We start from the raw sequence: 26,040 nt of genomic DNA on the forward strand, positions 1-26,040 counted from the left end.
TTCAGGCTACAGCCTGGCTAACTTTTGGCATAGCAAGGCTTAACGCCTGGCGCTCATCCGCCTGTTCATGAAGTAACTCACCGGCAATTTCGCCTTCTCTCATCACCACGATACGGTCGGCGACACCGAGCACTTCAGGCAGATCGCTGGAAGCAAACAGCACGGCCACGCCGCGCGCCGCGAGGGCATAAATCACGTTATAAATTTCATGCTTGGCACCCACATCAATACCGCGTGTAGGTTCGTCCAGCAAAATCACTTTCATCTCTTCCGATAACCAACGGCCGAGAATAGCCTTCTGTTGATTACCGCCGGAGAGGTTCATAATCAGTTGCTCCGCGCCCGGCGTTTTAATATTGAGTGAGCGAATATGGTGATCAGCATTGGTCTCTTCCCAGCCGTTGTTGATCACGCATCCGCCCAGAACATGTTTACGACGGGCACTGATGTTGATGTTGTTACGCACCGAATGGACCGGAATGATCCCTTCAGCCTTGCGATCTTCCGGGCACAGCATCATCCCCGCTTCAATGGCGTGGCTCGGTTTACGGATATCAATAGGCTGTTCATCAATAAACACCTGGCCTGCCGTGATACGCGTGCCGCCAAACAGACCTTTCATTAATTCGCTACGTCCGGCGCCCACCAGTCCAAACAATCCGACAATTTCACCACTGCGCACCGATAAACTGATCGGGGTACGCACGCCTGGGGCTTTGACGTCATGCAAACGCAGGCGCTCTGCACCATAAGGTCTGGATTTCCAGCCATAAATATCACCGAGGTCGCGCCCGACCATCGCCTGTACCAGCGCGTCGTGATCGACCTGCTGCATATCCGTGAACGTTTTGACGTAATGACCATCTTTAAACACGGTGATGGCATCGCTAAGGGCAAAGATCTCCTCCATACGGTGCGAAACGTACAGGATGATGCGCCCTTCGTTGCGTAGCTCACGGATGACGCGAAACAGATTCTCAATCTCGCGCGCTGAAAGGGAGCTGGTCGGTTCATCAAACGCGATAATTTTGGCGTTGCGCGCCAGCGCTTTCGCAATCTCCACCATCTGCCATTGACCAATGGAGAGGTATTTCAACGGCGTATCGGGATCGATATCCATGCCCAGATGCTTGAGCTGAAGCCCCGCTTCATAGTTCAGCAGCGAGCGGTTCACAATTCCGCCTTTGTGCGGCATCTGCCCTAAATAAATATTCTCGGCAACGGTCATTTCCGGGACGAGATGCAGCTCCTGGTAAATAATGGCAACACCGGCGTTCAGCGCGGCATTGGTGTCCGCAAACGAAACCTCTTGTCCACGGATCGCCAAAGATCCCGTCGTTGGCGCATAGTTGCCGCTGAGAATTTTTAATAATGTTGATTTCCCGGCGCCATTTTCGCCCATCAGCGCATGCACCTGACCGGCATAGCAGTCGAAACTGATATCCGTGAGCGCTTTAACGCCGGGGAACGTTTTGCCAATGCCGCGAAATGAGAGATACGGGGTAGACTGTTGCATAACGTCTCCGTGAGTCAGATCTTTATGCCGGATAGCGGCTTTGCCTTATCCGGCCTACTGAGTACGCAATTCGTAGGCCGGATAAGACGCGTTGGCGTCGCATCCGGCATTTGTGTTATTTACCGCCTAAGCCTTTCTTCGCCAGTTCTTCTTTAAAGTTATCGCGGGTAATCAGCACCACATCCGTCACTTCAGTAAACGCCGGTGGCTCTGCCCCTTTCGTTACCCAGTTGTAGAGCATCTCACTTGATTTGTAGCCGTGAACGTCCGGGCTTGGCAGGAGTGAACCGTAGAACCCGGTCGCTTCGCCTTTGGAGAGTTCGCTCACGGCATCAACGCCGTTGATGCCGATACCAATCACATTCGGCGCTTTGAAGCCCTGCCCTTCGGTCGCACGTACGCCGCCCAGCACGGTGTTGTCGTTCATGCCGACAATCAGCCAGTGTTTGACTTCAGGGTGCTGAACCAGCATGGAGTTAGCGGCATCGAATGCCCCGGGGATATCATTCGATTTAGTGGGGACCTGGTAGATCTGTTTTTCCGGGAAGCCAGCGGCTTTAAGTGCTTCCATTGAACCCGATGTACGGCGACGCGCGGTATCGAGTTCATTCGCGGTAATGGCCATTACGGCTGTGGATTTCACATCCCAACCGCGCTTTTGCATCTCCTTATACAGCTCCTGGCCCTGGCGCTCACCAATTTTGGTTGCAGCCATCATCACCAGCGGCACGGTATCCATCGGCTTACCTTTGGCGTTAGCAAACTGGTCATCGACGGCAATGACTTTCATATCGTAGCCACGCGCCTTGGCCATAATGGCAGGCCCGAGTTTGGGGTCCGGCGTACAAATCACAAACCCTTTTGCGCCACTTGCAGCCAGGCTGTCGATGGCGTTAAGGGTCTTCTCACCATCCGGGACGGCAATTTTAATCACCTCAAAGCCAAGGTCTTTACCGGCTTTATCGGCAAATTTCCATTCAGTCTGGAACCACGGTTCTTCCGGTTGTTTGACCAGGAAACCGAGCTTCATGGATTCAGCGATAGCGGATTGTGACATAATGGCAGCCAGACCGATGGCAGCCAGCGCTTTAGTGAATTTGTGCATGGTTAACTCCAGCTTTAACGTTCTTTTATGTAGGGTAAAATCAGACGATTTTTTGTAATTCGGACGTAAAACAAGGCATTACCTTTTAGTGATAAGATCAATGCCAGTGCTGAGAGTAGTTTTAGCGGGAAATTGATTCTCCATAAGAGAGCGGCATCACACCACAGAATTACAGTAATTGCGTACATAAATTCAGCGGGAAATGACATAAAAAAACGCGGTTTTGTCGACGGGAAAAAAGAGGGATAGCAGATTAATCCATAACATCAGCTAACGAATCCTTGTTCCCGAATACCGAAGCATTCGGGAACATGATTACCATCGGTAATAAATGTGGTCAGCGTGATCGCGAACCGGAATGTCATCTCCCAGCAGGCGCGCCGCAAGCGTCAACGCAAAATCGAAAATATGCCCTAACCCTTTGCCGCTAATCAGATTGCCATCTTCAACAACCGGCGCATCGATATATTCCCCATCCGTGACGTTTTGCCACAGATCTCCTGAGCAAACATAGCGACGCCCCTTCAGCAGACCGTTGCCGCCCAACACGCGCGCGGCCGCAGAACATACAGGGCAAATGAGCTTTCCTGCCTGATCATGACGAGATACAAACTGGATGACCGCCTCACTGGCGGCAAGATTAACGCTGCCCTGCGGCCCGCCTGGCAATACGACGGCATCGTAGAGATACGTCTGGCGCGCGGCCAACGTGCTATCCATCACCATCGGTACGTCATGATAACTCACCACCGCACGTGACTCTGCGCAGGCCAGGGTTTCGACTTCGATATTCAGGCGACGCAGAATATCCAGGGTAACAATCGCCTCCGCCTCTTCAAAACCGGGTGCCAGCAGCACCGCAACCTTCTTCATATGTAACTCCTTGCTTAATCCACATAAACGAAAAAATTAATGACGACCAGTGCAGACTGTTAAATTTCTCAATTTGATTAAAACTGATCTGGCGCAAAAAATTAGCCATCAGATAATTTGTACTAATCCATCCCGATCGTGAAATTGCCTTTCAACTTGGGCAGATAATCATCAGATGCCAGACAATACCTTATTGTGGAATTTAATTTTGTGATATGAAACACCATTTCATTATCATGAAAATCATTTAATGACATAAATTTCAACCCCTTACATTCATGTCATCTATATGCCAAAACAGCAGAAGCATGAATACTGTTATGACAATATGTAAAAAAACATAAATACGCAGATTTGAGGATTTTCTTATACCAGGGCAAGCGTTATGCTGAATCTCGATCGGAGTGAATATAATTCGTGATCACTAAAGGACCGGCGGAACGGATTTATTCTGCTAACAGTTTTAATTGTACGTAGAGGAGAAGTGCAGCGGCAGCCCGCTGTACTGGCGTGAGTAACGTACATCCCCCTTTCTGGAAATAAGGATATTGATATGGCTGCAGTTGGAATTGTTCATAAACTCAATACACAAATGAATCTCGAGTTCTACGCCTCGAATCTTTACCTGCATCTCAGCGAATGGTGCTACGAGCATAGCCTGACAGGTACAGCCACGTTTCTACGCACGCAGGCGCAAGGTAACGTGACTCAAATGATGCGTATGTTCAATTTTATGAAAAGTGCTGGGGCTAATCCCATCGTCAAGGCCATGGATGTGCCGGGTGATGAACTGAGTTCCCTTGAAGAATTGTTTCAGAAAACGTTGGATGAATATCAACAGCGCTCGAGTAAGCTCTCGCGTTTAACCAATGAAGCTGAAGCATTAAACGATGCGCCAACCATTGATTTTCTTCACGATCTGGAAAAAGAGCAGCAGCAGGATGGCGTGCTGTTACAGACGATTCTTGATGAAGTCCGCAGCGCCAAACGCGCGGGGTTGTGCATGGCGCAAACCGATAAGCACTTGCTCAACGTCGTTAACTACCAGCATCACTAATCTTCAGTTTTCATCGCGTTAATGCCGGATAACGATGCTGCGCACCTTATCCGGTCAACCTCTGATTTTCCCTGGCACGCGCCTCCCATTCTGCGAGGCGCAAAAAAACCTTTCTAAAACCTGAAACAACGGTTTATTTTAGTGGGATTCATTCTGCGGCGTGAATTTCAACTCGATCAAGGCAACCGCTTTTTGTATTGCGCGCATAGTGACCGGATCGGCCCCTGCAGGATGGCTGGAAAAATCGATGTTTTTCAGTTGGCTGGACATTTTTTCCCGAACCTCTACCGGGGCAATAACATCAAGAACATCCAGAATTTGCTTGATAACCAGCTGACAGGCAACAACGTCCGAGAGCAGTTCCTGATCGGCATTCAATGTTTGGGACATAGTGAGCTCCTTATAAAAAGGTCGTCATAGTACCTATTCAGCGATCGAAACGATAGCCGCGCACACATTACAAATGCGCTGAAAATAAAAAAGATCCAGTCAGTTTCTTTTGAGATGGCAAGCACAACATGAGTGAACAGTTAGCGGTTGAGAACCAACGCGGTCTTTCCCCGGCAGCATTACTTGTTGCCGGGGCTTTCTTTATGGAATTTATTGACGGCACGGTGATTGCCACAGCCCTACCCGACATGGCCAAAAGCTTTGGCGTACAGGCGGTAGACCTGAACATTGGTATCAGCGCCTACTTGATTACCCTCGCGGTGCTTATCCCCGCCAGCAGCTGGATTGCGGATCGCTTCGGTGCCCGAAAAGTGTTTACCCTGGCGCTGGCGATTTTTACTCTCGCTTCGGTTTTATGCGGTTTGTCCGAAAGCCTTGAGAGCTTTGTAGCAATGCGAATTTTACAGGGTGTGGGTGGCGCGCTAATGGTTCCTGTTGGCCGTCTCGCGGTACTGCGCACCACGCCTAAACATCAGTTGATCACCGCCATTGCGACCCTGACCTGGCCCGCGTTAGTCGCGCCTATCATCGGGCCACCGCTTGGAGGATTCATTACCAGCTATGCTAACTGGCGTTGGATCTTCTTTATTAACGTACCGCTGGGAGTTTTGGCGATCGTGCTGGCGCTACGTTTTATCCCGGATATTCATGACGACGAGCGCCGTCCATTTGATATAGCGGGTTTTATCGCGACCTCTGTTGCGATGGTTAGCCTGGTGTATGCCATGGAGTTACTGGGAACCCAGCAGCCGCAGGGCTGGCTAACCGCCGGGCTGCTGGCGCTAGGAACCGTGACCTTTCTGTTTGCCCTGCATCATTTTCGTCGCACTACCTGGCCGATGATTCGTCTTGATGCCATGAGCGTCCCTACTTTTCGCGTCACCCTGTACGGCGGATCACTATTTCGTGCATCTATTAGCGCTGTACCATTTCTGCTGCCGTTAATGTTCCAGGTCGGTTTTGGCATGAACGCTTTTCACGCGGGTTCGCTGGTTCTGGCGGTGTTTGTGGGCAATCTGACGATAAAACCTGCCACCACGCCGTTGATACGCTGGCTGGGCTTTAAGAAACTGCTGTTAATCAACGGTGCGCTAAACGTCCTGGCGCTGTTGGCTTGTGCATTAATTACGCCGCAGACCCCGGTGTGGGTTATTTTGTTGGTGTTGTATCTGGGCGGCGTGTTCCGCTCAATTCAGTTTACCGGCATCAGCACGCTTGCCTTTGCGGACGTCCCCGGACCACAAATGAGCTACGCCAATACGCTGTTCAGTACGGCAACACAATTAGCGGTAGGCTTGGGCATTTCGTTGGCCGCTATCGGGATCCGTATCGGTGATGAGGTGAGTGAATGGCTGGCGTTAAGCAATATTCCGGGGATCAGTTTCCGGCTGGCCTTTGTCGCTATTGCGATTATTTGTCTGGTAGGTATGGTTGATACGCTGCGGCTTGCCCATGATGCTGGAAGCGCGGTTTCTAACAAGAGCAAATAGCCCGGCAGGAGAACACCGCCGGGCCAACAGGATTTAGCCAACTATCTCGCGTACAAACGCTTCGATCGCTTTGTCCTGGCAGTTTTCAAAGAAGCACTGCTGGAAGCGCGGACCAGATACGGCGGTTTTTACCAGTTCAGGATCGATAGCGCGCAGAGTGTCCAGATAGTTTTCTTTTACCACCGCCGCTTTCACCTGGTTCAGAATACCCGCGTTACGCACCTGCGGCTCTTTACGCTCTGGTGGATACCCTTCGCCGTTACGACCAGTGAATGCTTTTTCAAACATATAGCGCACATTCAGCTCAGCACCCCAGCCAAAACCTTTGGCGAATGCCAGAGAAAGCGCATTCCCGTTGTTGATCTGAGAGAACAAGAATGCGTCTGCCGGATCGAGACAGTAACCGCACACCACGCCCGGATGTATATTCAGTGACATCATTGCCCCCTGGCCCGTACCGCACCCCGTGACCACAAAATCCACGGCTTTGGAATTGAGCAGGATGCTGGCCATAATCCCTAAATGGATGTAGGTCAAATGATGGTCATTTTCGTCGCTCATCCCGACGTTATACACTGGAAAACCTTTCTCATCCGCAACGGCTTTAAGCTCGTTATGAATGATGGCATTTTTGCTTGCCTGGCTGTTTTCCATCATCAATGCAATTTTCATTCTGTAATCTCCTGAATGCGCTGCGGAGGCCCGCTGAAAGTCATAACATTCAGGCCACATTACTATTTTGCAAACTCACTTTCAAATTTAATGAAATTTTGTTTTATAAAATAATGAGGTGCTCACATTTTTTCTGAGACAGCTCAGAATAGCCTCAATAAAATGACGTCGTTGCGATTAATCGCAGGTGATCTTCGGGCTATTCAAGCCATTGATGCGCCACCACATATGCCATGATAGCCTATCTCCGAACTTTCAGAGCGATCACATGAAGACCTTTATCCTTGCCCTTTTGCCGCTCGTGCTGACAGGATGCACTATTACTAAACAGGCGCAGGTCAGCGAAGCCAGTGCCATCACCGGCGTCGTTCGCCTGACCTACAACCAGGCCATGCTACAAACGGCGCGTACCGATAACTACGTGACCCAAGGCACAGCCACCAAAGAGTGTCAGCGCCTGGGTTATGCCAACGCCATGGCGTTTGGTCAGCCGGTATCAACCTGTAGCGTATATGCCGGTTCTCTGTGCTTAAATACCAAAATCACGCTCGCCTGGCAGTGTCACGGCGTTGCGGTATCCCAGTCGCCTGCCTTCAATTATTAATATTTTCGACCAGCACATTATTGCTGGTCTTCTGCCTTTTCATTATTTATATTCTCCGCTTAATAGCGTTAATGCGTTTTATTCCCATTCGCATTTTTAATAAATAAATTTATTATTTTACCTTTTGCAAATAATTAAATAACAAATTATAGTGACGCCACGCTAATATATAATAACGTTTGTGGAGCACAACCATGCTGAAAACAGAAATGATCGACCAACTGAATGAGCAAATGAACCTTGAATTATATTCATCTCTGCTCTACCAACAGATGAGCGCGTGGTGCAGCTATCACAGCTTTGAAGGTGCCGCCGCGTTCCTGCGCCGTCACGCCCAGGAAGAGATGACGCATATGCAGCGTCTGTTTGACTACCTGACCGATACCGGCAGCTTGCCGTGTATTAACACCGTCCCTTCCCCCTTTGCTGAATATGCGTCTCTGGACGAACTGTTCCGTGTTACTTACGAACACGAGCAGTTGATCACCCAGAAAATTAATGAGCTGGCACACGCGGCAATGACCCACCAGGATTATCCGACGTTTAATTTCCTGCAATGGTATGTTGCCGAGCAGCATGAAGAAGAGAAATTATTTAAATCTGTCATTGATAAGTTATCGCTGGCAGGGAAAAGTGGCGAAGGTCTTTATTTCATCGATAAAGAACTGGCTACGCTTGATACACAGAATTAATGTTGTGGGGTAATGAAGGCAACCCGCCATCATTACCCGCTAAAATCAGTGACGGCAGATCTTGCTTTCGTGCGTAGAGAAGCCGTCTTCTCTTGCAATAAATTTTCCCTTCGCCGCTAAAAACGCCACCAGCTCGGCTGCCGACATATCCGCCGCAGAACAGGTGTGAAAACGAGCCTGCTCGCCAAACCGTGCCGTAATCGCCGCTTCAAGGCTGGCATTTGAATACTGCTCGCCAGATTCAATCATCATGTTGAGCACTTCGTGACCGTGAATAGATTCCATACTACCTCCTCAATAAAGTCCGTAGCCTAATGTGAACGGCACGGCCTTGCTTTGCGCTAACGCAGGTTTACCCGCAGATAAATATCATTTGTGATACATCTTAACGCGCCAAACATCGTAAAGATTAATGTACATTCATTGTAACGGTGATTTGACGAAAATAGCGTTTTGCCTTAACCTGCGCCGCAGATATAACCGTTGATTATCTCTGGGACAGAGGAAAGCGTGAAAAACAGAACCCTGGGTAGTATTTTTATCGTGGCGGGAACCACGATTGGTGCCGGTATGTTGGCAATGCCGCTGGCCGCGGCAGGCGTGGGGTTTAGCGTCACGCTGGTATTGTTAGTGAGTCTTTGGGCGCTAATGTGCTACACCGCGCTGTTGCTGCTTGAAGTGTATCAACACGTACCAGCAGACACCGGGTTGGGTACGCTGGCAAAACGTTATCTTGGTCGTTACGGACAATGGGTAACGGGCTTTAGCATGATGTTTTTAATGTACGCGCTGACGGCGGCGTATATCAGTGGCGCTGGTGAGTTGCTGGCTTCCAGCATCAGCGACTGGACCGGGACAACGCTCTCCCCGACAACAGGCGTACTGCTGTTCACCTTTGTTGCCGGTGGCGTGGTTTGCGTTGGCACATCTTTGGTCGATCTGTTCAACCGCCTGTTGTTCAGTGCCAAGATAATCTTCCTGGTGGTGATGCTGGCCCTGTTAATGCCGCATATCCATAAAGTAAACCTGCTTACGTTGCCGCTTCAGCAGGGGCTGGCACTGTCTGCAATCCCAGTTATCTTCACTTCGTTCGGTTTTCACGGCAGCGTCCCCAGTATCGTCAGCTATATGAACGGTAACATCCGTAAACTGCGTTGGGTGTTTATCACCGGGAGCGCCATTCCGCTAGTCGCCTATATCTTCTGGCAACTGGCCACGCTTGGCAGTATTAACTCCTCAACGTTCATGGGGCTGTTAGCCAACCACGCTGGTTTAAACGGTTTATTACAAGCATTACGTGAAGTCGTGGCTTCGCCGCACGTCGAACTGGCGGTGCATCTGTTTGCCGACCTTGCGCTGGCAACCTCTTTCCTCGGCGTCGCACTGGGATTATTTGACTACCTGGCCGACCTCTTCCAGCGCCGCAATACCGTAGCAGGAAGAATGCAAACCGGCGTGGTGACCTTCCTGCCGCCGTTGGCATTCGCGCTGTTCTATCCGCGTGGTTTCGTCATGGCCCTGGGGTATGCGGGCGTTGCCCTGGCGGTGCTGGCGCTGCTCATTCCCTCGATGCTGGCATGGCAGAGCAGAAAAAAGAATCCACAGGCTAACTACCGCGTGGCAGGGGGTGCTCCGGCGCTGGCGCTGGTATTTTTGTGCGGCATTGTGGTGATAGCCGTACAGTTTTCTATTGCAGCAGGATTACTACCGGAAGTGGGTTAAAACAAAAGGGGCTTAACGCCCCTTTTTCTTAATGCAAACAGCACTGCTTATATTTTTTGCCGCTACCGCACGGACAAGGGTCATTGCGCCCTACCTTGGCATCCACTTTGACCGGTACTTTAATCGGCGTTTCCTGAGGATGCGCCATCCAGTAAGCATGCAGATCCAGCGCCGCCAGGCGGATGGCATCCACGCTCTCTTCGAACGCTTCTGGCGTCATTTTCTCAACGACCGCAAAGTTTTCTTCCGTACCGTGCAGCGCAATAGCCTCGAGCGCCGGTTTTAACGAGTCTGGTAACGCGGACCAGTCCGACAGCGCGACGCCGCGCATATAACCAAAACACCACTCTTCAACGATGGTCAGTTCATGCTCGTCAATTTCACGCAAACCAAACAGCGGCTCAAACTGCTCAGGATATTCATCCAGGCGATCGGCCGTATCCGCCATATGTTGAAACGCCAGGTTCATGAAACGCGTCATTTCTTTTTCGGAGGACCAGCGAGGAACATACTGCGCGCCGCCCCAAATAGCGACCAGCCACTGCTCCGGTTCAATTTCATACGGTGAACTCAGTACCGCCGTCAGTAAACCATCCAGTTCTGACACATCCAGAATAGCCTTATCCGTATTGTACTTAGTCAGTACATCATCCAGCCATTCCAGTTCGCTCTCGTTTAATGGTCCCGTTTTCATAACGCTTTTCCTTAGTCAAAAAATCTTGCCTGTGATCATCCTACATGGCTGGAGGGATAACAGATATAAATGGGCATATGCGGCTTACAGCAGCCGCCTGTTCAGGTTAACAGGAAAAGAGGGGAATTCCGGTAGTTAACGCACAAAAGAGAACACTAAGCCGCCGGGCATCATACCGGGAAAACACAATAAAACCACCCGCAGGTGGTTTACTGTTGTTCAATACGGTTGAGCGTTGCGGTATAGCCCGTTTTCGCTACTGCGTTAAGTAGAGTATCGGTTGGGAAACCTTCTGGCACGATGGCTTCTGCCTGCCGGGTTTTGAGAGAGGATTTTGCTTTAATCACGCCGTCGGTTTCACGTAGCGCCTGATTGACCGAAATAACGCATAACGAGCAGGTCATATTTTGTATATCCAGCACCACTTTTTGATTGGCCGCCTGAGCCCACAGCGGCAACAGCAAGCATGCAACTAACGCGAAGATCTTCATTCAAATACCTCATAAAACCAGGCAACAAGCGTTGGGTAAAATAGCACCGGCAAAATCAATGCCAGCGCGCACCAGTAGAGAACGCGCGCTTGCTTCAGAGTTAACCACCCGGAGCACCACAACCGTTTGGAAAAATAGAGCCGCCAGAAGACACGCAGTAATAATCCCAGGGACAGCAGTACCAGAGGAGTTCGCAAAAACTCAAACCGGGTGAAAACGGCGAAGCTCGCCGCCGAAATACCAAACAGCAGGTAAAGTAGCGGTCCAACACAGCATAAGCCAGCGGTGACGGCGGCGGCCGCAGCCGTCAACAGGGTAAGCCCCGCACCTTTAGCGTTGTTCTGTGGCGACATAGCTGTAGGAGAACGCTTTAGGATCATAAAAATTGATCGGGTCACCATCGACTTCAGCGTAAGGATAACCAAAGTTATTCATGGCCCCCTGCTCCGTTGCCGGATACAACTCGAAATCACGCCCATAGTTGAATCCAACCCAGTTCATTTCCCAGTTACCAAACAGGTAAGCGTTAACCGCCTGGACATCGGCATCCTGATGCGTTTTTTTCTCTGCCAGACGCATTTTGGTCACGTCAGCAGGATCGCACGGTACCCAACCGTAACCTGCCAGATAGAACTCAGCGCGGCAGTGTTGACCGCCGCTCACATTGGCAACGCCTGCACTGTCGGCTGTGCCAAAAGCACTTTTCGAGTAACGTTCGAGCTTATTGGCCTTGCCCAGACGGATGCCAAACAGTTCGCGCGCCGGAATACCGCTGGCTCGCGCCAGAGCAACAAAAACGGAGCTCATGTCGGTGCATTTTCCTTTGAGCTTACCGCTTTTTAATATCTCCGCCACATCCCCCGTGCCGCAGCCAATAACGTCGTTGTCACGCTCCATATGGCTGCTGACCCATTCGTAAATCAGGCGCGCTTTTTTCAGCGGATCCTGCTCATTACCGGTGATTTTACGCGCGGTTTCCAGGACCAGTCCATCAACTGGGGTATGTGCCGTCGGCAACAGATACGGTTTTACATCCAGCGGATAAATAATCTTCTCAGGTGCCTGCCAGTTTTTCAGCGCGTCCTGCTTCAGCGGTTCCCAGTCGGCGGTTTCAATGTCGATATCAACGTTAACCAACAATTCACCCTGCGAGTCAGCCCAGGTGGCAAACAGCGTTTTCGCGCCGTAGGTATTATTGGTGGTGACGTACGCCTGCTTATAGTTTCCGCTAAAGGCAAGCGCCGTCATTTGTTGAAACGCGGTATCCACCGGTAGCGGGATCCACAGTTTCACCACGCCGCTCGATCCCTTAGGAGGATTGAGTTTATACGTTTGGGATAAGACAAAGCGTCGACGAGCTATTGGCGCAACGGATGGCTCAGCGGCACGTACCGTCTGGCTAATGACTGCAGGGCCGACTAATCCGGCGGCGGAAAGGAGAACGCTATTTTTGAGAAACTGACGACGTTGCATTGCTGTCTGTCCAGGTTGTAAGAGTTGAGCTACGGCTAAAGGGGAAACCGTACGCGATCATCACAGCAGACAGAGGCTGGCATAAAAAGGCGAGTCGATGGAGATTATTCATCAATAACAGACCTGTTAACTGTGAATGAAGTGAGAAACTGCAAGGTCGCTATTAAGCCATTTACAGCCAAAAAAGTACAGCAGCGGAGATACGTTCAGACTATATACACAGTCGTTGCCAGTTTGCGGGCTAACCCTCTTGCCCCCTCGCGCATGACCGTGTTGTGATTCCAGCGAAATACAGGTGCTGCCAGCGGGGCAAGATAATTCATCCAGCGGATCGTGGTACGCACATTCCAGTCATATCTGACAATAGTCGCTGTACCATTGGCAGTAAAAGACCATACCCCTCGCCCTTCCACCGCGCCGCTGGCTTGTCCTTCAAGCAGTGTGCAAGGCCGTATTTTCAACACATTGATATCAAAGGTTAAGCGATAAGGAAGCGCCCCTTTCCAGGTATAACGATGCAACGCCCCAATACCCCGTAAATCCCCTTTCCTTATCTCAACGATGCGTTCCAGACTTCCCCACCATTCAGGCCACCTGTCCGGATGGGAAAAAACATCCCATACCTCCTGAATTGAAGCCTCAACCCGCCAGACTGTGGAAAACTGATAGTCAGCCATAGTGCAGGCTCCCTCAAGGCGTGAAAAAATTGACGGGGAAACGGGTGTTGATAACCATAGCATCCAGCAGAACAGTTTCTAATCGCTGCCCATCTGGCGCATAGCTGATCACTTTGGCAGGGAGTCCGTGATAATTATCCAGCCAGATGTCGTAGCGGTGAACGCAACTCGCGGAGAAAATGAGACGCGCATAACCGCCCCCTGTATCGGTACTATCTGCAAACTGGAGTCATCAGCTGTCGACTGTTTTTATTATAGTTCTTAATTGCGCAGCACTCCTCTCCCGCCCCCTCAGACTCCGTACAGGCAACAGGCTTAAACTGTTCATTTTCTATTCAGATGAGATGACGACATAAGACTATACTTTAATAGCCATACTTTTAATGGGTATTAATCATGAAACTGCCACCGGTATTGTCATGCGCCGTCCTCGTATTGCTGCTGGCGTCATCGTCCGCCGCAGCCAGCGCGTTACAAAACCAGGCCGCAAGAGAGCAAGAGTTAAGCGCGGCACTTCTTGCAGGAAATAGCGTCATCATCATTGGCGGGACGGATGATTTCGCTTTCACATTCAGGGCACATAACCAAATCCACAGACATTTGGCGATTCAGGATGGCATAAGCGATCCCATCATGATGAATGGTTTTCAGGACCACTACTATAATCCCGCCCGGGATGGCTTTATCAACAACCCTGCCCGGGGAAGGTTTATGTTTAATGCACCGATTCGTCGATAGATTGATTGGCAATGGGGAGTGTGTAGCGGGCGGCTTAACGTATCTGGCAGGCTTACTTGACGCAAAATACCTATGGTTCGTCAAAAGCCGGCACAAAAAAACCACCCGTAGGTGGTTTCGCGACACTGCTTATTGCTTTGATTGTTCTATGAGGGTTATCAGCCAAGAGCAGATCCCGGTATGAAGTTAAACAGGCTCCCGATAATATTAAGCGGAAAGATTACTTAACCCGTTTCCCTGTTTCGTCAATGACCTTTTCGCCATCCTCTTTGGTAAAAGAGCCTTTCTGACCTTCAGGTAAAATATCCAGCACAATTTCTGAGGGACGACAAAGACGCGTACCAAGCGGCGTCACTACAATCGGTCGATTAATCAGGATCGGATGCTGAATCATAAAATCGATCAACTGCTCATCAGAAAACTTATCTTCATCAAGACCCAGTTGCTCATAAGGTTCAACGTTCTTACGCAGCAATGCGCGTAATGAAATGCCCATATCTGAAATCAGTTTGGTCAGTTCATCACGAGCCGGGGGCGTATCGAGATAATAAATAATAGTTGGTTCGTTACCGCTGTTACGGATCATCTCCAGCGTGTTACGTGAGGTGCCACAGGCCGGGTTGTGATAGATGGTAATGTTGCTCATATCAGTATCTCATTACAAAGTGACAGAGAGCCGCCACGCCAGCGCGGCCAGAGTGACGAACAGCACGGGCAGAGTCATGATAATGCCGGTGCGGAAGTAATATCCCCAGGTGATGGTCATATTTTTCTGTGCCAACACATGAAGCCACAGCAGAGTTGCCAGACTGCCTATCGGGGTGATTTTAGGCCCTAAATCGCAGCCAATCACATTGGCATAAATCATCGCCTCTTTGACGACGCCGGTCGCAGCACTCCCGTCAATGGACAATGCACCAATCAGCACCGTCGGCATATTGTTCATCACAGACGACAGGAAGGCAGTCAGGAAGCCGGTACCGAACGTGGCAGCCCATAAACCTTTGTCTGCCAGCATATTGAGTACAGCAGAAAGATACTCGGTGAGTCCTGCATTACGCAGGCCGTAGACGACCATATACATACCCAGCGAGAAAATCACGATCTGCCAGGGCGCCCCGCGCAGCACTTTCCCGGTATTAATGGCGTGGCCACGCTTGGCTACCACGAACAGCACCGCAGCCCCAACTGCTGCTATCGCGCTTACTGGGATCCCCAGCGGCTCCAGAACAAAGAAACCGACCAGCAGGAACAGCAGAACAATCCAGCCCGCCCTGAACGTCGCCGGATCTTTAATCGCACTGGCAGGCATCTTGAGCAGTGAAACGTCATATCTGGCCGGGATATCGCGGCGGAAGAAGAGATGGAGCATGACCAGCGTGGCAGCAATGGCCGCCAGGTTCACAGGGACCATCACGGAGGCATACTGTGTAAAGCCCAGGCCGAAGAAATCCGCCGAGACAATATTGACCAGGTTAGAGACAATCAGCGGCAGGCTGGCAGTATCTGCGATAAATCCTGCAGCCATGACAAAGGCCAGCGTCGTCGCCTGGCTGAACCCCAGGGCGAGCAGCATCGCAATCACAATCGGCGTCAGTATCAGTGCAGCACCGTCGTTAGCAAACAGCGCAGCAACAGCAGCGCCAAGCAGTATTATCCAGGTAAACAGCAGGCGACCACGCCCGTTACCCCAGCGGGAGACATGCAGCGCGGCCCATTCAAAGAAACCGGACTCATCGAGGAGCAGGCTGATGATAATCACCGCGATGAATGCCGCTGTTGCGTTCCAGACGATATTCCAGACTACGGGAATATCATCAATGTGGATGACCCCCGTCCCCAGTGCCAGTAAGGCTCCGATACTTGCGCTCCAGCCAATGCTGAGACCTCTGGGCTGCCAGATGACCAGGACCAGCGTCAGTATAAAAATACTCCCTGCCAAAAGCATTTTAGATTCCTTTATATATGATTATGTGTATGTGAAAAATTCTCTCAACAGGATGTGCAGGCTGATTTTTTCAGCCATTCGCCCACATCTTTCCTCAGACACTGCCAGGACGTCGTGATCGTCTCAGCGGCCCACGCAGGCATGTGGGGAGACAGACGGTAGTGAATCCATTTGCCTTCCCGGCGGTCAAGCACCAGTTCCGCTTCTCGCAGAATAGCCATGTGGCGAGAAATTTTAGGCTGTGATTCAGAGGTCGCCGCGCATATATCGCACACGCACAGTTCGCCGGATTCCCGGAGAAGCATAACAATGGCGAGACGGGTTTCATCCGACAGGATTTTAAAAAGCTGAACTGGCTGTAGCATTTTTTACTCCGTTCCCTTTAGAATACATATATGATAAATCATATGTGTTTATTTTGAAATCACAGAACTTCCCGAAGGAGTAGAAAATGGAACACTTTCCTGCACTGAATGCTGATTGCTTCGATCAGCAGATTGCTGAACGCCTGCAGCTCCAGGAGCCGCCACGCATACTGATCCTGTATGGCTCGGTAAGAGAGCGCTCTTACAGTCGTTTCGCCGCAGAAGAAGCGGGACGCCTGCTGACGGCGATGGGAGCGGAAGTAAGACTGTTTAACCCCTCAGGTTTACCCCTGCCGGATGATGCCCCAGATACGCACCCAAAAGTCACCGAGCTGCGCGAGCTGGTCAGATGGTGTGATGGGATGGTGTGGAGTTCCCCGGAGCGGCATGGGGCAATGAGTGCGGTGATGAAGGCACAGATCGACTGGATACCCTTAAGCGAAGGGGCCGTTCGCCCTTCACAGGGTAAAACACTGGCGGTGATGCAGGTCTGCGGCGGGTCGCAATCTTTTAACGCCGTGAACCAGATGCGTATCCTTGGGCGCTGGATGAGGATGTTCACGATCCCTAACCAGTCCTCAGTAGCCAAAGCCTGGCAAGAATTCGATGAGAACGGGCGAATGAAACCTTCGTCCTGGTATGATCGTATCGTCGATGTCGCCGAGGAGTTGTTTAAAATCACGCTGCTGCTCAAGGGGCAAACCGATTACCTTGCCGATCGCTTCAGCGAACGAAAAGAGAGCCATCAGGAGCTTTCATCCCGCGTCAATCAGGCAAAAATATAGCGTCCTTTTTTCCTGAGCTCACAAACGTCCGCTTTTTGCTGGGCGTTCAACCACTGGATGCAACAATGTTAATTCTTTGCTGGCTGCGAACCGATAAGCCAGCTCCTTTTGGAAAATACTGTCTGAGCAATCTTTTCGTATTTTTATTTGAACCACGCAGCCAGGAAGATTGAGGATTACAGAATTAAATTTGGGAAGCCGCCCTTATCATCAGGCTCTTTGCGATACCTTTTCTTTATATTTACATATCCAAAACATCATAAAGTTAAGATTTTTTGGACAAATTAGGGTATGGTTGAAGTTCATCCACTCAAGGAAAAGCCTATGTCAGAACGTAAAGACTCTAAATCACGCCGCAACTATCTTGTCAAATGCACCTGCCCAAACTGTACCCAACAATCTGAACACAGTTTTTCAAGAGTACAAAAAGGTTCTCTTTTAATCTGTCCTCATTGCAATAAAGTATTCCAGACAAACCAAAAAGAAGCAGCCTGAATCCGTTTTAGACTCTATTTCTGGAACAGAATCACCACCTCTGTATTTTAATATTTATCAAGCTACAGATAACAGAAAACCCGCTGGCTGCGGGTTTAGTATTTTCATATTTAAAAATAAAAAATATGGTGATATCTGGGAAAAGCTATCCCCTTGCGTACGTTGCCGTACAAAGCAAGCGGTTAGACTTTTTGTGCAGTGAACCTACACGTACTCACAATGGTCAGCATACTTTCTCATGCAAAAGAGAGATGAAATATGCTGACCGTTGCCCTGAATGCCGGATCAGTAACATTTCATCTCTACTGACCCAACAATACATCCATTGCTTCTGTCAGTATGTCTACTCAGGCTTTAGCCTTCTTCGTTATCGCATACAGACAAAAAAAGGATTTACTCTGTAATAACTACATTGCCAGCAACCGGACCTTTAGTACCATTCTCAATGGAGTAAGAGACTTTTTGCCCTTCAAACAAGGTGCGGAAATTATCGCTCTGGATAGCAGAAAAATGTACAAATAAATCTTTACTACCGTCAACAGGAGAAATAAAACCGAATCCCTTATCGGCATTAAACCATTTTACTAAACCATTCATCTTTTTTGACATTTTGTATTCCTTAATTTGGCCTTCCGGCGAACATGGTTTTATTACAGAAACTACTTAGTGCTTAGTGGGGAGACTCAAAGAAGGGATAAATATAAAACACCTGAAATGAGAACTGCTTTAGTAAACTACTTTGTATTTTGTCTGTTCTTCAAACCGACGCGACCATTAACGCACGGGCGTATATAATAATCAATGTTTATTTTAGCTATCCAGATCTCACGATAGCTGAAAAATATTTCTGGCATTATCCAGGGGTATGTGTATAGTGCAACACGTTATTAGCTTTAAGGAATTTTTTTGTCTCGTAAAATGACAGGAATTGTCAAAGCCTTTGACTGCAAGAGCGGTAAAGGCCTTATCTCCCCCTCCGATGGTCGCAAAGATGTACAGCTTCACATTTCAGCCTTAAGTCTCCGTGACTCAGAAGTACTCATCCCCGGATTACGCGTTGAGTTTTGTCGAATAAATGGTCTTCGAGGCCCCTCGGCTGCGAACGTTTATCTCTCATGACCTGTAGCCGCCCCTCCTGACTTCTGGAATCATAAAAGAGAATTTCAAAACAGGGAGAGTTTCATATGTATCAGAAAATCTATCTCAACGACTGGCTGACGGGCCTTAAGAGCTCATGCTGCACGCTGATAGTAACTCTGCTTGTTTTCATCTAACCTGTTAGTTCAAGACCGGTAAGAGTTGCAATAGCGTTGGCGTATCTATGTTGAGCCCGTCAGGGTGATATGCTTGCGTTACACCCCAAATGCCTGTGATGTACATAGGATGAAAGCCAAGGGATTTCTGAGCTTGAAGGTTCGCTGAGCGAGAAGCGAGAAATTTCAGGCACAAAAAAACCACCCGTAGGTGGTTTCACGACACTGCTTATTGCTTTGATTATTCTTTTCTTTCCCATGGTACCCGGAGTGGGACTTGAACCCACACAGCGCGAACGCCGAGGGATTTTAAATCCCTTGTGTCTACCGATTCCACCATCCGGGCTCGGGAAGAAATTGGAGGCGCGTTCCGGAGTCGAACCGGACTAGACGGATTTGCAATCCGCTACATAACCGCTTTGCTAACGCGCCGAAATCTTCTGGCTTTTCAGCCGACATCCGCTATTGCCGATGTCTTTAATTTGGAGCGGGAAACGAGACTCGAACTCGCGACCCCGACCTTGGCAAGGTCGTGCTCTACCAACTGAGCTATTCCCGCATCACCAAGTAACTTTGTTAATCACTTGATTTTGTTATCGTCTGGCAATCAGTGCTGCCGTTCGATGCGTTGCATTCTACTTACCTGACGCAATGAGTCAACGATATTTTTCACCACTGACGATCGTTTGCTGAAATTTGCGCCGAAACGATCACTGTTCAAGCAAATCTCCCCACGCAGCGCTCAAATACTGGAACATTGACCACAACGTCAGTATCGCGGCGACGAAGAAAAGTGCGATCCCGGCGTACTCTACCCAAATATTTGGACGCCACAGCAGCCATGCGAGCGCGGCCATTTGCGAAGTGGTTTTCACTTTGCCGATCCAGGACACCGCCACACTGCTACGTTTACCCAGTTCAGCCATCCACTCACGCAGCGCAGAGATAATAATTTCACGCGCAATCATCGTGGCGGCAGGAAGCGTTACCCACCAGCTGTGATAGTGCTCGGTCACCAGCACCATCGCGATAGCCACCAGTACCTTATCAGCCACCGGATCGAGGAAGGCGCCAAAACGCGTGCTTTGGTTCCAGCGACGCGCCAGATAGCCGTCAAACCAGTCGGTGACCGCCGCAATACAGAAGATCAGCGCACAAACGAAGGGAGCCCAGGTGAATGGCAGATAAAAAGCCAATACAAAGAATGGGATCAGGATGACGCGAAACAGCGTGAGCAACGTAGGGATATTAAATTGCATATGACGGATAACTATCTGTTGTCAGTAAAATTACCCCTATGTTGCTACAGAGGGCCTAATGTTTCAACGAGTAGAAGATCTTTTCTGCCAGAGCTTGCGAAATACCCGGCACTTTTGCAATTTCTTCAATACTCGCGTTACGAAGACCTTGCAAACCGCCCATATATTTCAACAACATCTGCCGACGCTTCGGCCCGACACCTTCAATAGTCTCCAGCGTGCTGGTACTTTTCACCTTCGCCCGTTTTTTACGGTGCCCGCTAATTGCATGATCGTGAGATTCATCGCGGATATGCTGGATAACGTGCAATGCAGGCGAATCCGGCGGTAGGCTAAAGCCCTCACCTTCCGGCTCAAAGAACAGCGTTTCCAGGCCTGCTTTACGATCGGCCCCTTTTGCCACACCCAACAAAAGCGGGTGCTGTTTGTCCCAGGGAACGTCCAGCTCAGCAAACACGGCTTTCGCCTGCCCCAGTTGACCTTTTCCGCCGTCGATCAATATGACGTCCGGAATCTTACTTTCTTCAATCGCCTTACCGTAGCGCCGGCGGAGAACCTGACTCATTGCCGCATAATCATCACCCGGCGTAATACCCGTGATGTTATAGCGGCGATACTCGGCGCGCAGTGGTCCATTGGCATCGAATACCACGCAGGAGGCTACCGTCTGCTCGCCCATCGTGTGGCTGATATCAAAGCATTCCATGCGTTTCACTGCGGGTAACTTGAGTACTGATGCCAGCGCCGTCAGGCGTTGAGTAATGGTCGACTGCTGGGAAAGTTTTGTGGTTAACGCCACCGCCGCGTTGGTACGCGCCAGCTTCAGATACCGCGCGCGATCGCCTCGCGGTTTCGTCTGAACGTTGATCTTCCGCCCGGCCAGCTCAGACAAAGAGTCTGCCAGCAGGGTTTTATCGCTAAGATTAAAATCGAGCAGGATCTCACCGGGTAAGGTGCGCATCTGACTTCCCTGCAGATAAAACTGTCCGACAAAGGTTTCAACGACCTCGCCGAGTTCTGTTCCACCAGGTACTTTCGGGAAATAGCTACGACTGCCTAACACTTTACCCTGGCGAATAAACAGCACGTGCACACAGGCCATGCCAGCGTCAAACGCCACGCCGATGACGTCCAGATCATCTCCGGTATTAGAGACAAACTGTTTTTCGGTCACGCGGCGTACGGCCTGAATTTGGTCACGAATGCGGGCAGCCTCTTCAAACTCGAGATTCTGGCTGGCTTTTTCCATCCGGGCGATCAGCTGCGTTAATACCTGATCGTCTTTCCCGGACAGGAACAGACGAACGTAATCAACCTGCTGCGCATACTCTTCCTCACTCACCAGACCCGCCACACACGGACCGAGGCAGCGGCCAATCTGATATTGCAGACAGGGCCGCGAGCGATTGCGATAAACACTATTTTCGCACTGACGAATAGGGAAGATTTTCTGCAGCAACGCCAGCGTTTCGCGTACAGCGTAGCCGTTAGGAAACGGTCCAAAGTACTCGCCTTTGGCATGCTTGGCCCCGCGATGCATTGCCAGGCGAGGATGGGTATCGCCGCTGAGGAAAATAAAAGGATAGGATTTATCGTCGCGCAGCAAAACGTTATAACGCGGCTGATACAGCTTGATGTAGTTGTGCTCAAGCAATAACGCCTCGGTTTCGGTGTGCGTTACCGTGACATCAATCTGCTGTATTTGCGCGACCAGTGCTTCGGTCTTACGCGATGCGAGGTTTCTACGGAAGTAGCTGGAAAGCCTTTTTTTCAGGTCTTTCGCTTTCCCGACGTAGATGACCGTCCCGGCGTCATCATACATACGATAAACACCGGGCTGACTGGTCACGGTTTTCAGGAACGCTTTGGCATCAAACTGATCGGTCACTGGCTTGTTAATGTCTCCGCATTACACAGGCCATGGCGAATTGCCAGGTGAGTCAGCTCAACATCGCCGTGAATGTTTAATTTACTGAACATTCGATAGCGATAGCTGTTCACCGTTTTAGGACTAAGATTCAGTTGCTCTGAGATCTCATTGACCTTCTGACCTTTGGTGATCATCAGCATAATCTGCAACTCACGTTCAGACAAACTGGCAAACGGGGTTTCCGTTTTCTCAGGCTCAATCTGGCTAAGCGCCATCTGCTGAGCGATATCGGAGGCAATATAACGTTGGCCAGAATAAACCGAACGAATCGCACTCACGACCTCCTGGGGCGCAGCCCCCTTACTGAGATAGCCCGCGGCTCCCGCCTGCATGACTTTTGCAGGTAACGGGTTTTCGGTATGGACAGTCAGCATGATCACTTTAATATCAGCCGTTGAACGCGCAATTTTACGCGTTGCCTCAAGGCCACCAATACCGGGCATATTCATGTCCATCAGCACAACATCAACGGAATTTGAGCGGCACCATTTTACCGCATCTTCACCGCAGCACGCCTCGCCGACAACTTTAATGCCTTTTATATCTTCAAGAATGCGTCGTATCCCTGCGCGCACCAGTTCGTGGTCATCAACAAGAAAAACGTTGATCAAAGGAATATCTCCAGAATAGGGATAACGCTACCGATAGTTAATCGGTCCTATGTTAACGGGTTTTATCTCAACTTTGAAATGTAAAAATCGCCGTCTTTCGATTTTGCTCTCGTTTTTGGAAATTAGAAGGTACGACGAGTGGAAACTTTCTGTTATGGCAACCTTTTGCCACGGTTATATCTGCATAGCTGTTTCAGAATAGTGACAAAAAATTCATATTCATCCGTTGAATGCAAAATAGTCAGCTAAAGTTGTAACAATAATTAACGAGTAAAATACTCGAAATAAACAACAGATGGAGAAAATATATGCAGTGCAACATGTTGTTTATTTTAATGTCCGCGGCTTATGTTTGCGCAGAAAACAACCGCTGATATTTTTAGCCTCGCTTATGGTATACTCCGGCGCCTTAAGATTTGACATCGCACTTTTTCATTGAAACATAACGAGGAAAATAAATGAGTACGCCTGACTTTTCCACTGCTGAGAATAACCAGGAACTGGCCAACGAAGTCACCTGCCTGAAAGCCATGTTAACGCTGATGCTGCAGGCAATGGGCCAAGCCGATGCAGGGCGCGTGATTCTTAAAATGGAAAAACAGATCGCGCTGATTGAAGATCAATCACAGGCTGCGGTATTTTCCAGCACTGTTAAGCAAATTAAACAGGCCTACCGCCAGTAATAAGAACCCGGCTGACAGCGATGCTCTCAGCCGGGTTTGCGTCTGACACTCAGAACGATGATTTACTCAGATCAGCCCGGTTGCCGCGGCATAACAGGCGATCTGCGTTTTGTTGGGTGCATTAAATTTCTTTTGCATATTTTTCTGGTGAAAGTTAACGGTATTTTCAGAAATCGACAGAATTATCGCTATCTCTGAAGAGGTTTTCCCCTCTGCCGTCCATTTCAATATCTCTTTTTCCCGCTTGCTAAAGCGCATCTCTGGCGCCATGACCATGTCATCTTGCAGCCGCGTCAGTACCGACAAGCTTTCCCGCACCAGCAGTTGCATCCTGAGCTCTACCTCATCGTTTGCAAAGCGACTATTACGGACACTCGCACGCGATACCGATAAAAAACCCAACGCCCGATTAGGCAACATTAAGCATTGCGTCATCCCTTTACGTAAACCGTGATTGCGCGCGGCATCCCACAGGGGCTGTGCATCGCGAAATAAGGTATCGTTCCAGGGTAAATGCCCCTGACTGAAGTTTTCAGGCTTCAGCACCGGATCAATAGCGAAATAATTCTCGGACTGATAATGCGCCACCCATGCTTTGGGATAGGTCGTGTGAAGCGACGTTTTAGGTCGGGTAAAAGGTACGGGATGACGAACACAGAGCGCGTAAAAATCGAACTCTAAATGCTGCGTCTGTTGTTGTAATTCATTATAGACATCCTCTGCCGTCGCCATTTCCTGAAAGCGTAACAGCATACTCCGTCGCCAGGTGAAGAAATCATGACCCTGCATACTAAGTGGTAATACCCCTGAGATTGATAATCATCCAAACATATGAAACAAGCTAACACATAAATGTATTTTATATATGCAAATTATCGGTCAAATGGTCAATTACTTGAGCATTACTCAACGACGGCAGGAAGTAAAAGTATTGGGAGTTAATAATAAAGCAATAATTATAAATAGTTATGCGAACAACACTCGTCAAAAAACAATTTCGACGAGTGCTGCATGCACTATTTATTGCATCAGAAACTTTTCAAGAAACTGACGGGTTCGCGGTTGCTGTGGATGCGTGAATAAGGATTTAGCGGGCCCCTGCTCCACTATCCTTCCTTGATCCATAAATATCGCCCGATCGGCAACGTCGCGCGCAAAGCTCATTTCATGCGTCACTATCACCATGGTGCGTTTTTCCTGCGCCAACTGGCGGATGGTATTAAGTACCTCACCAACCAGTTCAGGATCAAGCGCGGAGGTCGGTTCATCAAACAGAATCACCTCGGGGCGCATCGCCAACGCCCGGGCAATAGCCACGCGCTGCTGCTGCCCGCCGGACAAACGCCGCGGATAGCTGGTTTCTTTACCAGCTAACCCGACTTTCGCCAGCAGTTCGCGCGCACGGGCTGTCGCTTCGGCTTTCGGTTCACCTTTAACAATCACCGGACCTTCAATAATGTTTTCCAGCACCGTGCGATGCGGGAACAAATTAAAGTTCTGGAACACAAAGCCCACGTGCTGGCGCAACTGACGAATCAGACCTTTCTGCTGAGTTAACGAACGCGCGGTATCAATGGTAATCTCACCCACCTTAATGGTGCCCGCCTCCGGTTGCTCCAGCAAATTAATGCTGCGCAGCAGCGTCGTTTTGCCCGAACCGCTCGGCCCGATAATCGCCACAACTTCACCGGGTTTGACGTCAAGATCGATCCCATGCAGCACCGTTTGCCCATGGAATTTTTTGACCAGGTTTCTGACTTCGATAGCACTCATTTCGGCTCTCTCTCCTGGCGATTCAGTTGCTCTTCAAAATAGTTTTGCAGTGCAGAAAGCACCGTCGCCATCACCCAATAAATCAACGAGGCTGCAAGATACATCGTGAATACCTCCAGCGTACGCGAGGTAATCAACTGCGCCTGACGGAACAGTTCCGGTACCTGAATAGTCGCGGCCAGAGAGGTGTCCTTCACCAGGCTGATAAAGCTGTTACTCAGCGGCGGGAGCGCAACCCGCGCAGCCTGCGGCAGGATTGCCCGGCGCATGGTTTGCCACCGCGTCATACCAATACTGGCACCCGCTTCCCACTGCCCTTTGTCGATGGAGGAGATTGCCGCACGCAGCGTTTCCGCAGCGTAGGCCGCCGTATTAAGCGATAAGCCAATCATCGCCGCCGGAATAGGATCAAGCTCAATACCAAACTGCGGCAGACCGTAATAGATCATGAACAGCTGGGCAATCAACGGCGTTCCGCGAAAGATAGAGATATAAAAGCGCGCCAGCCAGCGCACAGGCAGCAGCGGCGACAGACGCATCAGCGCCAGGATAAAACCCAGCACGAGACCAAAGAACATCCCACCGATACTCAGTTGCAGCGTAAAAACTGCGCCCTTGAGCAGATACGGCAGAGAATCAATCACCAGTTGGATACTTTCATGCATTAGCGTTTTTCTACCTGGT

The 26,040-nt window shown here is 49.8% G+C and carries 33 protein-coding genes, 3 tRNA genes and 1 pseudogene; 12 read left to right on the forward strand and 25 right to left on the reverse strand.

Annotation, left to right across the window (positions count from 1 at the left end; genetic code table 11):
• Position 1 precedes the first annotated feature (1 nt).
• The 3 genes from araG to OGV75_RS18445 form a co-directional block, all read right to left on the reverse strand.
• Complete coding sequence (araG, locus tag OGV75_RS18435; RefSeq protein ID WP_016156817.1) at positions 2–1,516, reverse strand: arabinose ABC transporter ATP-binding protein AraG; 1,515 nt, start codon at positions 1,514–1,516, stop codon at positions 2–4.
• Between the two features lie 115 nt (positions 1,517–1,631).
• On the reverse strand, positions 1,632–2,621 hold the full coding sequence (locus tag OGV75_RS18440) for an arabinose ABC transporter substrate-binding protein (protein WP_003034602.1): 990 nt from the start codon (positions 2,619–2,621) through the stop codon (positions 1,632–1,634).
• Between the two features lie 315 nt (positions 2,622–2,936).
• Entirely contained in the window at positions 2,937–3,494 is a 558-nt protein-coding gene (locus OGV75_RS18445) for a DJ-1/PfpI family protein (RefSeq protein WP_019077051.1), read from the reverse strand.
• A 553-nt stretch (positions 3,495–4,047) separates the two neighbouring features.
• Between OGV75_RS18445 and OGV75_RS18450 the strand changes: the two genes are divergently transcribed.
• Positions 4,048–4,551 (forward strand): non-heme ferritin-like protein, encoded by a 504-nt coding sequence (locus tag OGV75_RS18450; RefSeq protein WP_016153451.1) that lies wholly within the window; start codon positions 4,048–4,050, stop codon positions 4,549–4,551.
• A gap of 138 nt (positions 4,552–4,689) precedes the next feature.
• Here OGV75_RS18450 and OGV75_RS18455 read toward each other — a convergent pair whose 3' ends face one another.
• Entirely contained in the window at positions 4,690–4,941 is a 252-nt protein-coding gene (locus OGV75_RS18455) for a DUF2766 family protein (RefSeq protein ID WP_016153452.1), read from the reverse strand.
• 128 nt (positions 4,942–5,069) lie between these two features.
• Here OGV75_RS18455 and OGV75_RS18460 point away from each other — a divergent pair, with 128 nt between their 5' ends.
• Positions 5,070–6,491: an MFS transporter gene (locus OGV75_RS18460; protein ID WP_286480996.1), complete on the forward strand. Its 1,422-nt coding sequence runs from the start codon at positions 5,070–5,072 to the stop codon at positions 6,489–6,491.
• 33 nt (positions 6,492–6,524) lie between these two features.
• Here OGV75_RS18460 and OGV75_RS18465 read toward each other — a convergent pair whose 3' ends face one another.
• The gene (locus OGV75_RS18465; protein ID WP_016153454.1) at positions 6,525–7,163 is read right to left on the reverse strand and encodes an RpiB/LacA/LacB family sugar-phosphate isomerase; all 639 of its coding nucleotides are present in this window, start codon (positions 7,161–7,163) and stop codon (positions 6,525–6,527) included.
• A gap of 268 nt (positions 7,164–7,431) precedes the next feature.
• Between OGV75_RS18465 and yecR the strand changes: the two genes are divergently transcribed.
• Entirely contained in the window at positions 7,432–7,767 is a 336-nt protein-coding gene (gene yecR, locus OGV75_RS18470) for a YecR family lipoprotein (RefSeq protein ID WP_016156822.1), read from the forward strand.
• 194 nt (positions 7,768–7,961) lie between these two features.
• Positions 7,962–8,459 (forward strand): non-heme ferritin, encoded by a 498-nt coding sequence (gene ftnA / locus OGV75_RS18475; RefSeq protein WP_016153456.1) that lies wholly within the window; start codon positions 7,962–7,964, stop codon positions 8,457–8,459.
• Between the two features lie 45 nt (positions 8,460–8,504).
• Here the strand turns inward: ftnA and OGV75_RS18480 are convergent, their stop codons facing one another.
• Positions 8,505–8,744 carry a YecH family metal-binding protein gene (locus OGV75_RS18480; protein ID WP_286480997.1) on the reverse strand — a complete coding sequence of 80 codons (240 nt, stop codon included), beginning with the start codon at positions 8,742–8,744 and terminating at the stop codon, positions 8,505–8,507.
• A gap of 225 nt (positions 8,745–8,969) precedes the next feature.
• On the opposite strand from OGV75_RS18480, the gene tyrP reads away from it, so the two are divergent.
• Positions 8,970–10,181, forward strand: a complete 1,212-nt coding sequence (gene tyrP, locus OGV75_RS18485) for a tyrosine transporter TyrP (protein ID WP_200084414.1) — start codon at positions 8,970–8,972, stop codon at positions 10,179–10,181.
• A gap of 28 nt (positions 10,182–10,209) precedes the next feature.
• Here tyrP and OGV75_RS18490 read toward each other — a convergent pair whose 3' ends face one another.
• From OGV75_RS18490 to OGV75_RS18510, 5 genes are all read right to left on the reverse strand, one after another.
• Positions 10,210–10,875 (reverse strand): YecA/YgfB family protein, encoded by a 666-nt coding sequence (locus OGV75_RS18490; protein WP_016153459.1) that lies wholly within the window; start codon positions 10,873–10,875, stop codon positions 10,210–10,212.
• 209 nt (positions 10,876–11,084) lie between these two features.
• Positions 11,085–11,366: a heavy-metal-associated domain-containing protein gene (locus tag OGV75_RS18495; RefSeq protein WP_016153460.1), complete on the reverse strand. Its 282-nt coding sequence runs from the start codon at positions 11,364–11,366 to the stop codon at positions 11,085–11,087.
• Positions 11,363–11,719, reverse strand: coding sequence for a mercuric transporter MerT family protein (locus OGV75_RS18500; RefSeq protein ID WP_016153461.1), 357 nt, complete (start codon positions 11,717–11,719; stop codon positions 11,363–11,365). The genes OGV75_RS18495 and OGV75_RS18500 overlap by 4 nt, the downstream gene beginning before the upstream one ends.
• Entirely contained in the window at positions 11,697–12,839 is a 1,143-nt protein-coding gene (locus OGV75_RS18505) for a transglutaminase-like domain-containing protein (protein ID WP_286480998.1), read from the reverse strand. The genes OGV75_RS18500 and OGV75_RS18505 overlap by 23 nt, the downstream gene beginning before the upstream one ends.
• A gap of 206 nt (positions 12,840–13,045) precedes the next feature.
• Positions 13,046–13,516 carry an SRPBCC family protein gene (locus tag OGV75_RS18510; RefSeq protein WP_080858831.1) on the reverse strand — a complete coding sequence of 157 codons (471 nt, stop codon included), beginning with the start codon at positions 13,514–13,516 and terminating at the stop codon, positions 13,046–13,048.
• A gap of 396 nt (positions 13,517–13,912) precedes the next feature.
• Between OGV75_RS18510 and OGV75_RS18515 the strand changes: the two genes are divergently transcribed.
• A complete protein-coding gene (locus tag OGV75_RS18515) occupies positions 13,913–14,254 on the forward strand; it encodes a hypothetical protein (RefSeq protein WP_286480999.1) in 342 nt (113 codons plus the stop codon).
• A gap of 220 nt (positions 14,255–14,474) precedes the next feature.
• Here the strand turns inward: OGV75_RS18515 and arsC are convergent, their stop codons facing one another.
• From arsC to OGV75_RS18530, 3 genes are read right to left on the reverse strand one after another with little or no spacing between them, the layout of a single operon-like run.
• On the reverse strand, positions 14,475–14,900 hold the full coding sequence (gene arsC / locus OGV75_RS18520; protein ID WP_286481000.1) for a glutaredoxin-dependent arsenate reductase: 426 nt from the start codon (positions 14,898–14,900) through the stop codon (positions 14,475–14,477).
• Positions 14,901–14,912: 12 nt separating this feature from the next.
• Entirely contained in the window at positions 14,913–16,202 is a 1,290-nt protein-coding gene (locus OGV75_RS18525) for an arsenic transporter (RefSeq protein ID WP_047502092.1), read from the reverse strand.
• Positions 16,203–16,246: 44 nt separating this feature from the next.
• Entirely contained in the window at positions 16,247–16,567 is a 321-nt protein-coding gene (locus OGV75_RS18530) for a transcriptional regulator (protein ID WP_016153468.1), read from the reverse strand.
• Between the two features lie 86 nt (positions 16,568–16,653).
• Here OGV75_RS18530 and arsH point away from each other — a divergent pair, with 86 nt between their 5' ends.
• Entirely contained in the window at positions 16,654–17,352 is a 699-nt protein-coding gene (gene arsH, locus OGV75_RS18535; RefSeq protein ID WP_286481001.1) for an arsenical resistance protein ArsH, read from the forward strand.
• Between the two features lie 58 nt (positions 17,353–17,410).
• On the opposite strand, the pseudogene OGV75_RS18540 reads toward arsH, so the two are convergent.
• Positions 17,411–17,536, reverse strand: a pseudogene (locus tag OGV75_RS18540) (IS30 family transposase); the annotation flags it as partial.
• Positions 17,537–17,676: 140 nt separating this feature from the next.
• Between OGV75_RS18540 and OGV75_RS18545 the strand changes: the two are divergent.
• Entirely contained in the window at positions 17,677–17,847 is a 171-nt protein-coding gene (locus OGV75_RS18545) for a YnfU family zinc-binding protein (RefSeq protein WP_162835200.1), read from the forward strand.
• Between the two features lie 393 nt (positions 17,848–18,240).
• On the opposite strand, the gene cspA is transcribed toward OGV75_RS18545, so the two are convergent.
• Positions 18,241–18,456: an RNA chaperone/antiterminator CspA gene (gene cspA, locus OGV75_RS18550; RefSeq protein WP_016153470.1), complete on the reverse strand. Its 216-nt coding sequence runs from the start codon at positions 18,454–18,456 to the stop codon at positions 18,241–18,243.
• A 297-nt stretch (positions 18,457–18,753) separates the two neighbouring features.
• On the opposite strand from cspA, the gene cspH reads away from it, so the two are divergent.
• Entirely contained in the window at positions 18,754–18,966 is a 213-nt protein-coding gene (cspH, locus tag OGV75_RS18555) for a cold shock-like protein CspH (protein WP_049040548.1), read from the forward strand.
• 65 nt (positions 18,967–19,031) lie between these two features.
• Entirely contained in the window at positions 19,032–19,121 is a 90-nt protein-coding gene (locus OGV75_RS23680) for a hypothetical protein (RefSeq protein WP_016153471.1), read from the forward strand.
• A 238-nt stretch (positions 19,122–19,359) separates the two neighbouring features.
• On the opposite strand, the gene OGV75_RS18560 is transcribed toward OGV75_RS23680, so the two are convergent.
• The 6 genes from OGV75_RS18560 to uvrY all read right to left on the reverse strand — a co-directional run bounded on the left by OGV75_RS18560 (position 19,360) and on the right by uvrY (position 22,900).
• Positions 19,360–19,446 (reverse strand) — tRNA-Leu (locus OGV75_RS18560).
• Positions 19,447–19,458: 12 nt separating this feature from the next.
• Positions 19,459–19,532: transfer RNA gene (locus OGV75_RS18565), tRNA-Cys, on the reverse strand.
• Between the two features lie 51 nt (positions 19,533–19,583).
• Positions 19,584–19,659 (reverse strand) — tRNA-Gly (locus OGV75_RS18570).
• A 151-nt stretch (positions 19,660–19,810) separates the two neighbouring features.
• Complete coding sequence (gene pgsA, locus OGV75_RS18575; RefSeq protein WP_016153472.1) at positions 19,811–20,359, reverse strand: CDP-diacylglycerol--glycerol-3-phosphate 3-phosphatidyltransferase; 549 nt, start codon at positions 20,357–20,359, stop codon at positions 19,811–19,813.
• A 55-nt stretch (positions 20,360–20,414) separates the two neighbouring features.
• The gene (gene uvrC / locus OGV75_RS18580; protein ID WP_200013613.1) at positions 20,415–22,247 is read right to left on the reverse strand and encodes an excinuclease ABC subunit UvrC; all 1,833 of its coding nucleotides are present in this window, start codon (positions 22,245–22,247) and stop codon (positions 20,415–20,417) included.
• Positions 22,244–22,900, reverse strand: coding sequence for a UvrY/SirA/GacA family response regulator transcription factor (gene uvrY, locus OGV75_RS18585; RefSeq protein WP_006684079.1), 657 nt, complete (start codon positions 22,898–22,900; stop codon positions 22,244–22,246). The genes uvrC and uvrY overlap by 4 nt, the downstream gene beginning before the upstream one ends.
• Before the next feature lie 295 nt (positions 22,901–23,195).
• On the opposite strand from uvrY, the gene OGV75_RS23685 reads away from it, so the two are divergent.
• Entirely contained in the window at positions 23,196–23,339 is a 144-nt protein-coding gene (locus OGV75_RS23685; RefSeq protein ID WP_418135068.1) for a hypothetical protein, read from the forward strand.
• 19 nt (positions 23,340–23,358) lie between these two features.
• Positions 23,359–23,583: a DUF2594 family protein gene (locus OGV75_RS18590; protein WP_016153474.1), complete on the forward strand. Its 225-nt coding sequence runs from the start codon at positions 23,359–23,361 to the stop codon at positions 23,581–23,583.
• A 66-nt stretch (positions 23,584–23,649) separates the two neighbouring features.
• On the opposite strand, the gene sdiA is transcribed toward OGV75_RS18590, so the two are convergent.
• The 3 genes from sdiA to tcyL all read right to left on the reverse strand — a co-directional run bounded on the left by sdiA (position 23,650) and on the right by tcyL (position 26,021).
• Positions 23,650–24,372 (reverse strand): quorum-sensing transcriptional regulator SdiA, encoded by a 723-nt coding sequence (gene sdiA, locus OGV75_RS18595; RefSeq protein ID WP_016156833.1) that lies wholly within the window; start codon positions 24,370–24,372, stop codon positions 23,650–23,652.
• A 231-nt stretch (positions 24,373–24,603) separates the two neighbouring features.
• On the reverse strand, positions 24,604–25,356 hold the full coding sequence (gene tcyN, locus OGV75_RS18600) for an L-cystine ABC transporter ATP-binding protein TcyN (RefSeq protein ID WP_003030477.1): 753 nt from the start codon (positions 25,354–25,356) through the stop codon (positions 24,604–24,606).
• On the reverse strand, positions 25,353–26,021 hold the full coding sequence (gene tcyL, locus OGV75_RS18605; protein WP_003030474.1) for a cystine ABC transporter permease: 669 nt from the start codon (positions 26,019–26,021) through the stop codon (positions 25,353–25,355). The genes tcyN and tcyL overlap by 4 nt, the downstream gene beginning before the upstream one ends.
• Between the last annotated feature and the right edge of the window lie 19 nt (positions 26,022–26,040).

This window comes from Citrobacter sp. Cb028, from assembly GCF_030336705.1.
In the GTDB taxonomy this organism is placed as follows: domain Bacteria; phylum Pseudomonadota; class Gammaproteobacteria; order Enterobacterales; family Enterobacteriaceae; genus Citrobacter; species Citrobacter braakii.

Bases quoted from the DNA above. Each gene is read 5' to 3' on its own strand.
- tcyL (WP_003030474.1), bottom strand. From the start codon at position 26,021: ATGCATGAAAGTATCCAACTGGTGATTGATTCTCTGCCGTATCTGCTC.
- OGV75_RS18490 (WP_016153459.1), bottom strand. From the start codon at position 10,875: ATGAAAACGGGACCATTAAACGAGAGCGAACTGGAATGGCTGGATGAT.
- OGV75_RS18510 (WP_080858831.1), bottom strand. From the start codon at position 13,516: ATGGCTGACTATCAGTTTTCCACAGTCTGGCGGGTTGAGGCTTCAATT.
- arsC (WP_286481000.1), bottom strand. From the start codon at position 14,900: ATGAGCAACATTACCATCTATCACAACCCGGCCTGTGGCACCTCACGT.
- OGV75_RS18505 (WP_286480998.1), bottom strand. From the start codon at position 12,839: ATGCAACGTCGTCAGTTTCTCAAAAATAGCGTTCTCCTTTCCGCCGCC.
- OGV75_RS18450 (WP_016153451.1), top strand. From the start codon at position 4,048: ATGGCTGCAGTTGGAATTGTTCATAAACTCAATACACAAATGAATCTC.
- OGV75_RS18480 (WP_286480997.1), bottom strand. From the start codon at position 8,744: ATGGAATCTATTCACGGTCACGAAGTGCTCAACATGATGATTGAATCT.
- OGV75_RS18545 (WP_162835200.1), top strand. From the start codon at position 17,677: ATGTCAGAACGTAAAGACTCTAAATCACGCCGCAACTATCTTGTCAAA.
- ftnA (WP_016153456.1), top strand. From the start codon at position 7,962: ATGCTGAAAACAGAAATGATCGACCAACTGAATGAGCAAATGAACCTT.
- OGV75_RS18440 (WP_003034602.1), bottom strand. From the start codon at position 2,621: ATGCACAAATTCACTAAAGCGCTGGCTGCCATCGGTCTGGCTGCCATT.
- sdiA (WP_016156833.1), bottom strand. From the start codon at position 24,372: ATGCAGGGTCATGATTTCTTCACCTGGCGACGGAGTATGCTGTTACGC.
- OGV75_RS18515 (WP_286480999.1), top strand. From the start codon at position 13,913: ATGAAACTGCCACCGGTATTGTCATGCGCCGTCCTCGTATTGCTGCTG.
- yecR (WP_016156822.1), top strand. From the start codon at position 7,432: ATGAAGACCTTTATCCTTGCCCTTTTGCCGCTCGTGCTGACAGGATGC.
- OGV75_RS18460 (WP_286480996.1), top strand. From the start codon at position 5,070: ATGAGTGAACAGTTAGCGGTTGAGAACCAACGCGGTCTTTCCCCGGCA.
- cspA (WP_016153470.1), bottom strand. From the start codon at position 18,456: ATGTCAAAAAAGATGAATGGTTTAGTAAAATGGTTTAATGCCGATAAG.
- OGV75_RS18495 (WP_016153460.1), bottom strand. From the start codon at position 11,366: ATGAAGATCTTCGCGTTAGTTGCATGCTTGCTGTTGCCGCTGTGGGCT.
- OGV75_RS18530 (WP_016153468.1), bottom strand. From the start codon at position 16,567: ATGCTACAGCCAGTTCAGCTTTTTAAAATCCTGTCGGATGAAACCCGT.
- arsH (WP_286481001.1), top strand. From the start codon at position 16,654: ATGGAACACTTTCCTGCACTGAATGCTGATTGCTTCGATCAGCAGATT.
- OGV75_RS18500 (WP_016153461.1), bottom strand. From the start codon at position 11,719: ATGTCGCCACAGAACAACGCTAAAGGTGCGGGGCTTACCCTGTTGACG.
- OGV75_RS18455 (WP_016153452.1), bottom strand. From the start codon at position 4,941: ATGTCCCAAACATTGAATGCCGATCAGGAACTGCTCTCGGACGTTGTT.
- OGV75_RS23685 (WP_418135068.1), top strand. From the start codon at position 23,196: ATGGAGAAAATATATGCAGTGCAACATGTTGTTTATTTTAATGTCCGC.
- tcyN (WP_003030477.1), bottom strand. From the start codon at position 25,356: ATGAGTGCTATCGAAGTCAGAAACCTGGTCAAAAAATTCCATGGGCAA.
- OGV75_RS18445 (WP_019077051.1), bottom strand. From the start codon at position 3,494: ATGAAGAAGGTTGCGGTGCTGCTGGCACCCGGTTTTGAAGAGGCGGAG.
- OGV75_RS18590 (WP_016153474.1), top strand. From the start codon at position 23,359: ATGAGTACGCCTGACTTTTCCACTGCTGAGAATAACCAGGAACTGGCC.
- OGV75_RS18525 (WP_047502092.1), bottom strand. From the start codon at position 16,202: ATGCTTTTGGCAGGGAGTATTTTTATACTGACGCTGGTCCTGGTCATC.
- araG (WP_016156817.1), bottom strand. From the start codon at position 1,516: ATGCAACAGTCTACCCCGTATCTCTCATTTCGCGGCATTGGCAAAACG.
- OGV75_RS18465 (WP_016153454.1), bottom strand. From the start codon at position 7,163: ATGAAAATTGCATTGATGATGGAAAACAGCCAGGCAAGCAAAAATGCC.
- pgsA (WP_016153472.1), bottom strand. From the start codon at position 20,359: ATGCAATTTAATATCCCTACGTTGCTCACGCTGTTTCGCGTCATCCTG.
- OGV75_RS23680 (WP_016153471.1), top strand. From the start codon at position 19,032: ATGTATCAGAAAATCTATCTCAACGACTGGCTGACGGGCCTTAAGAGC.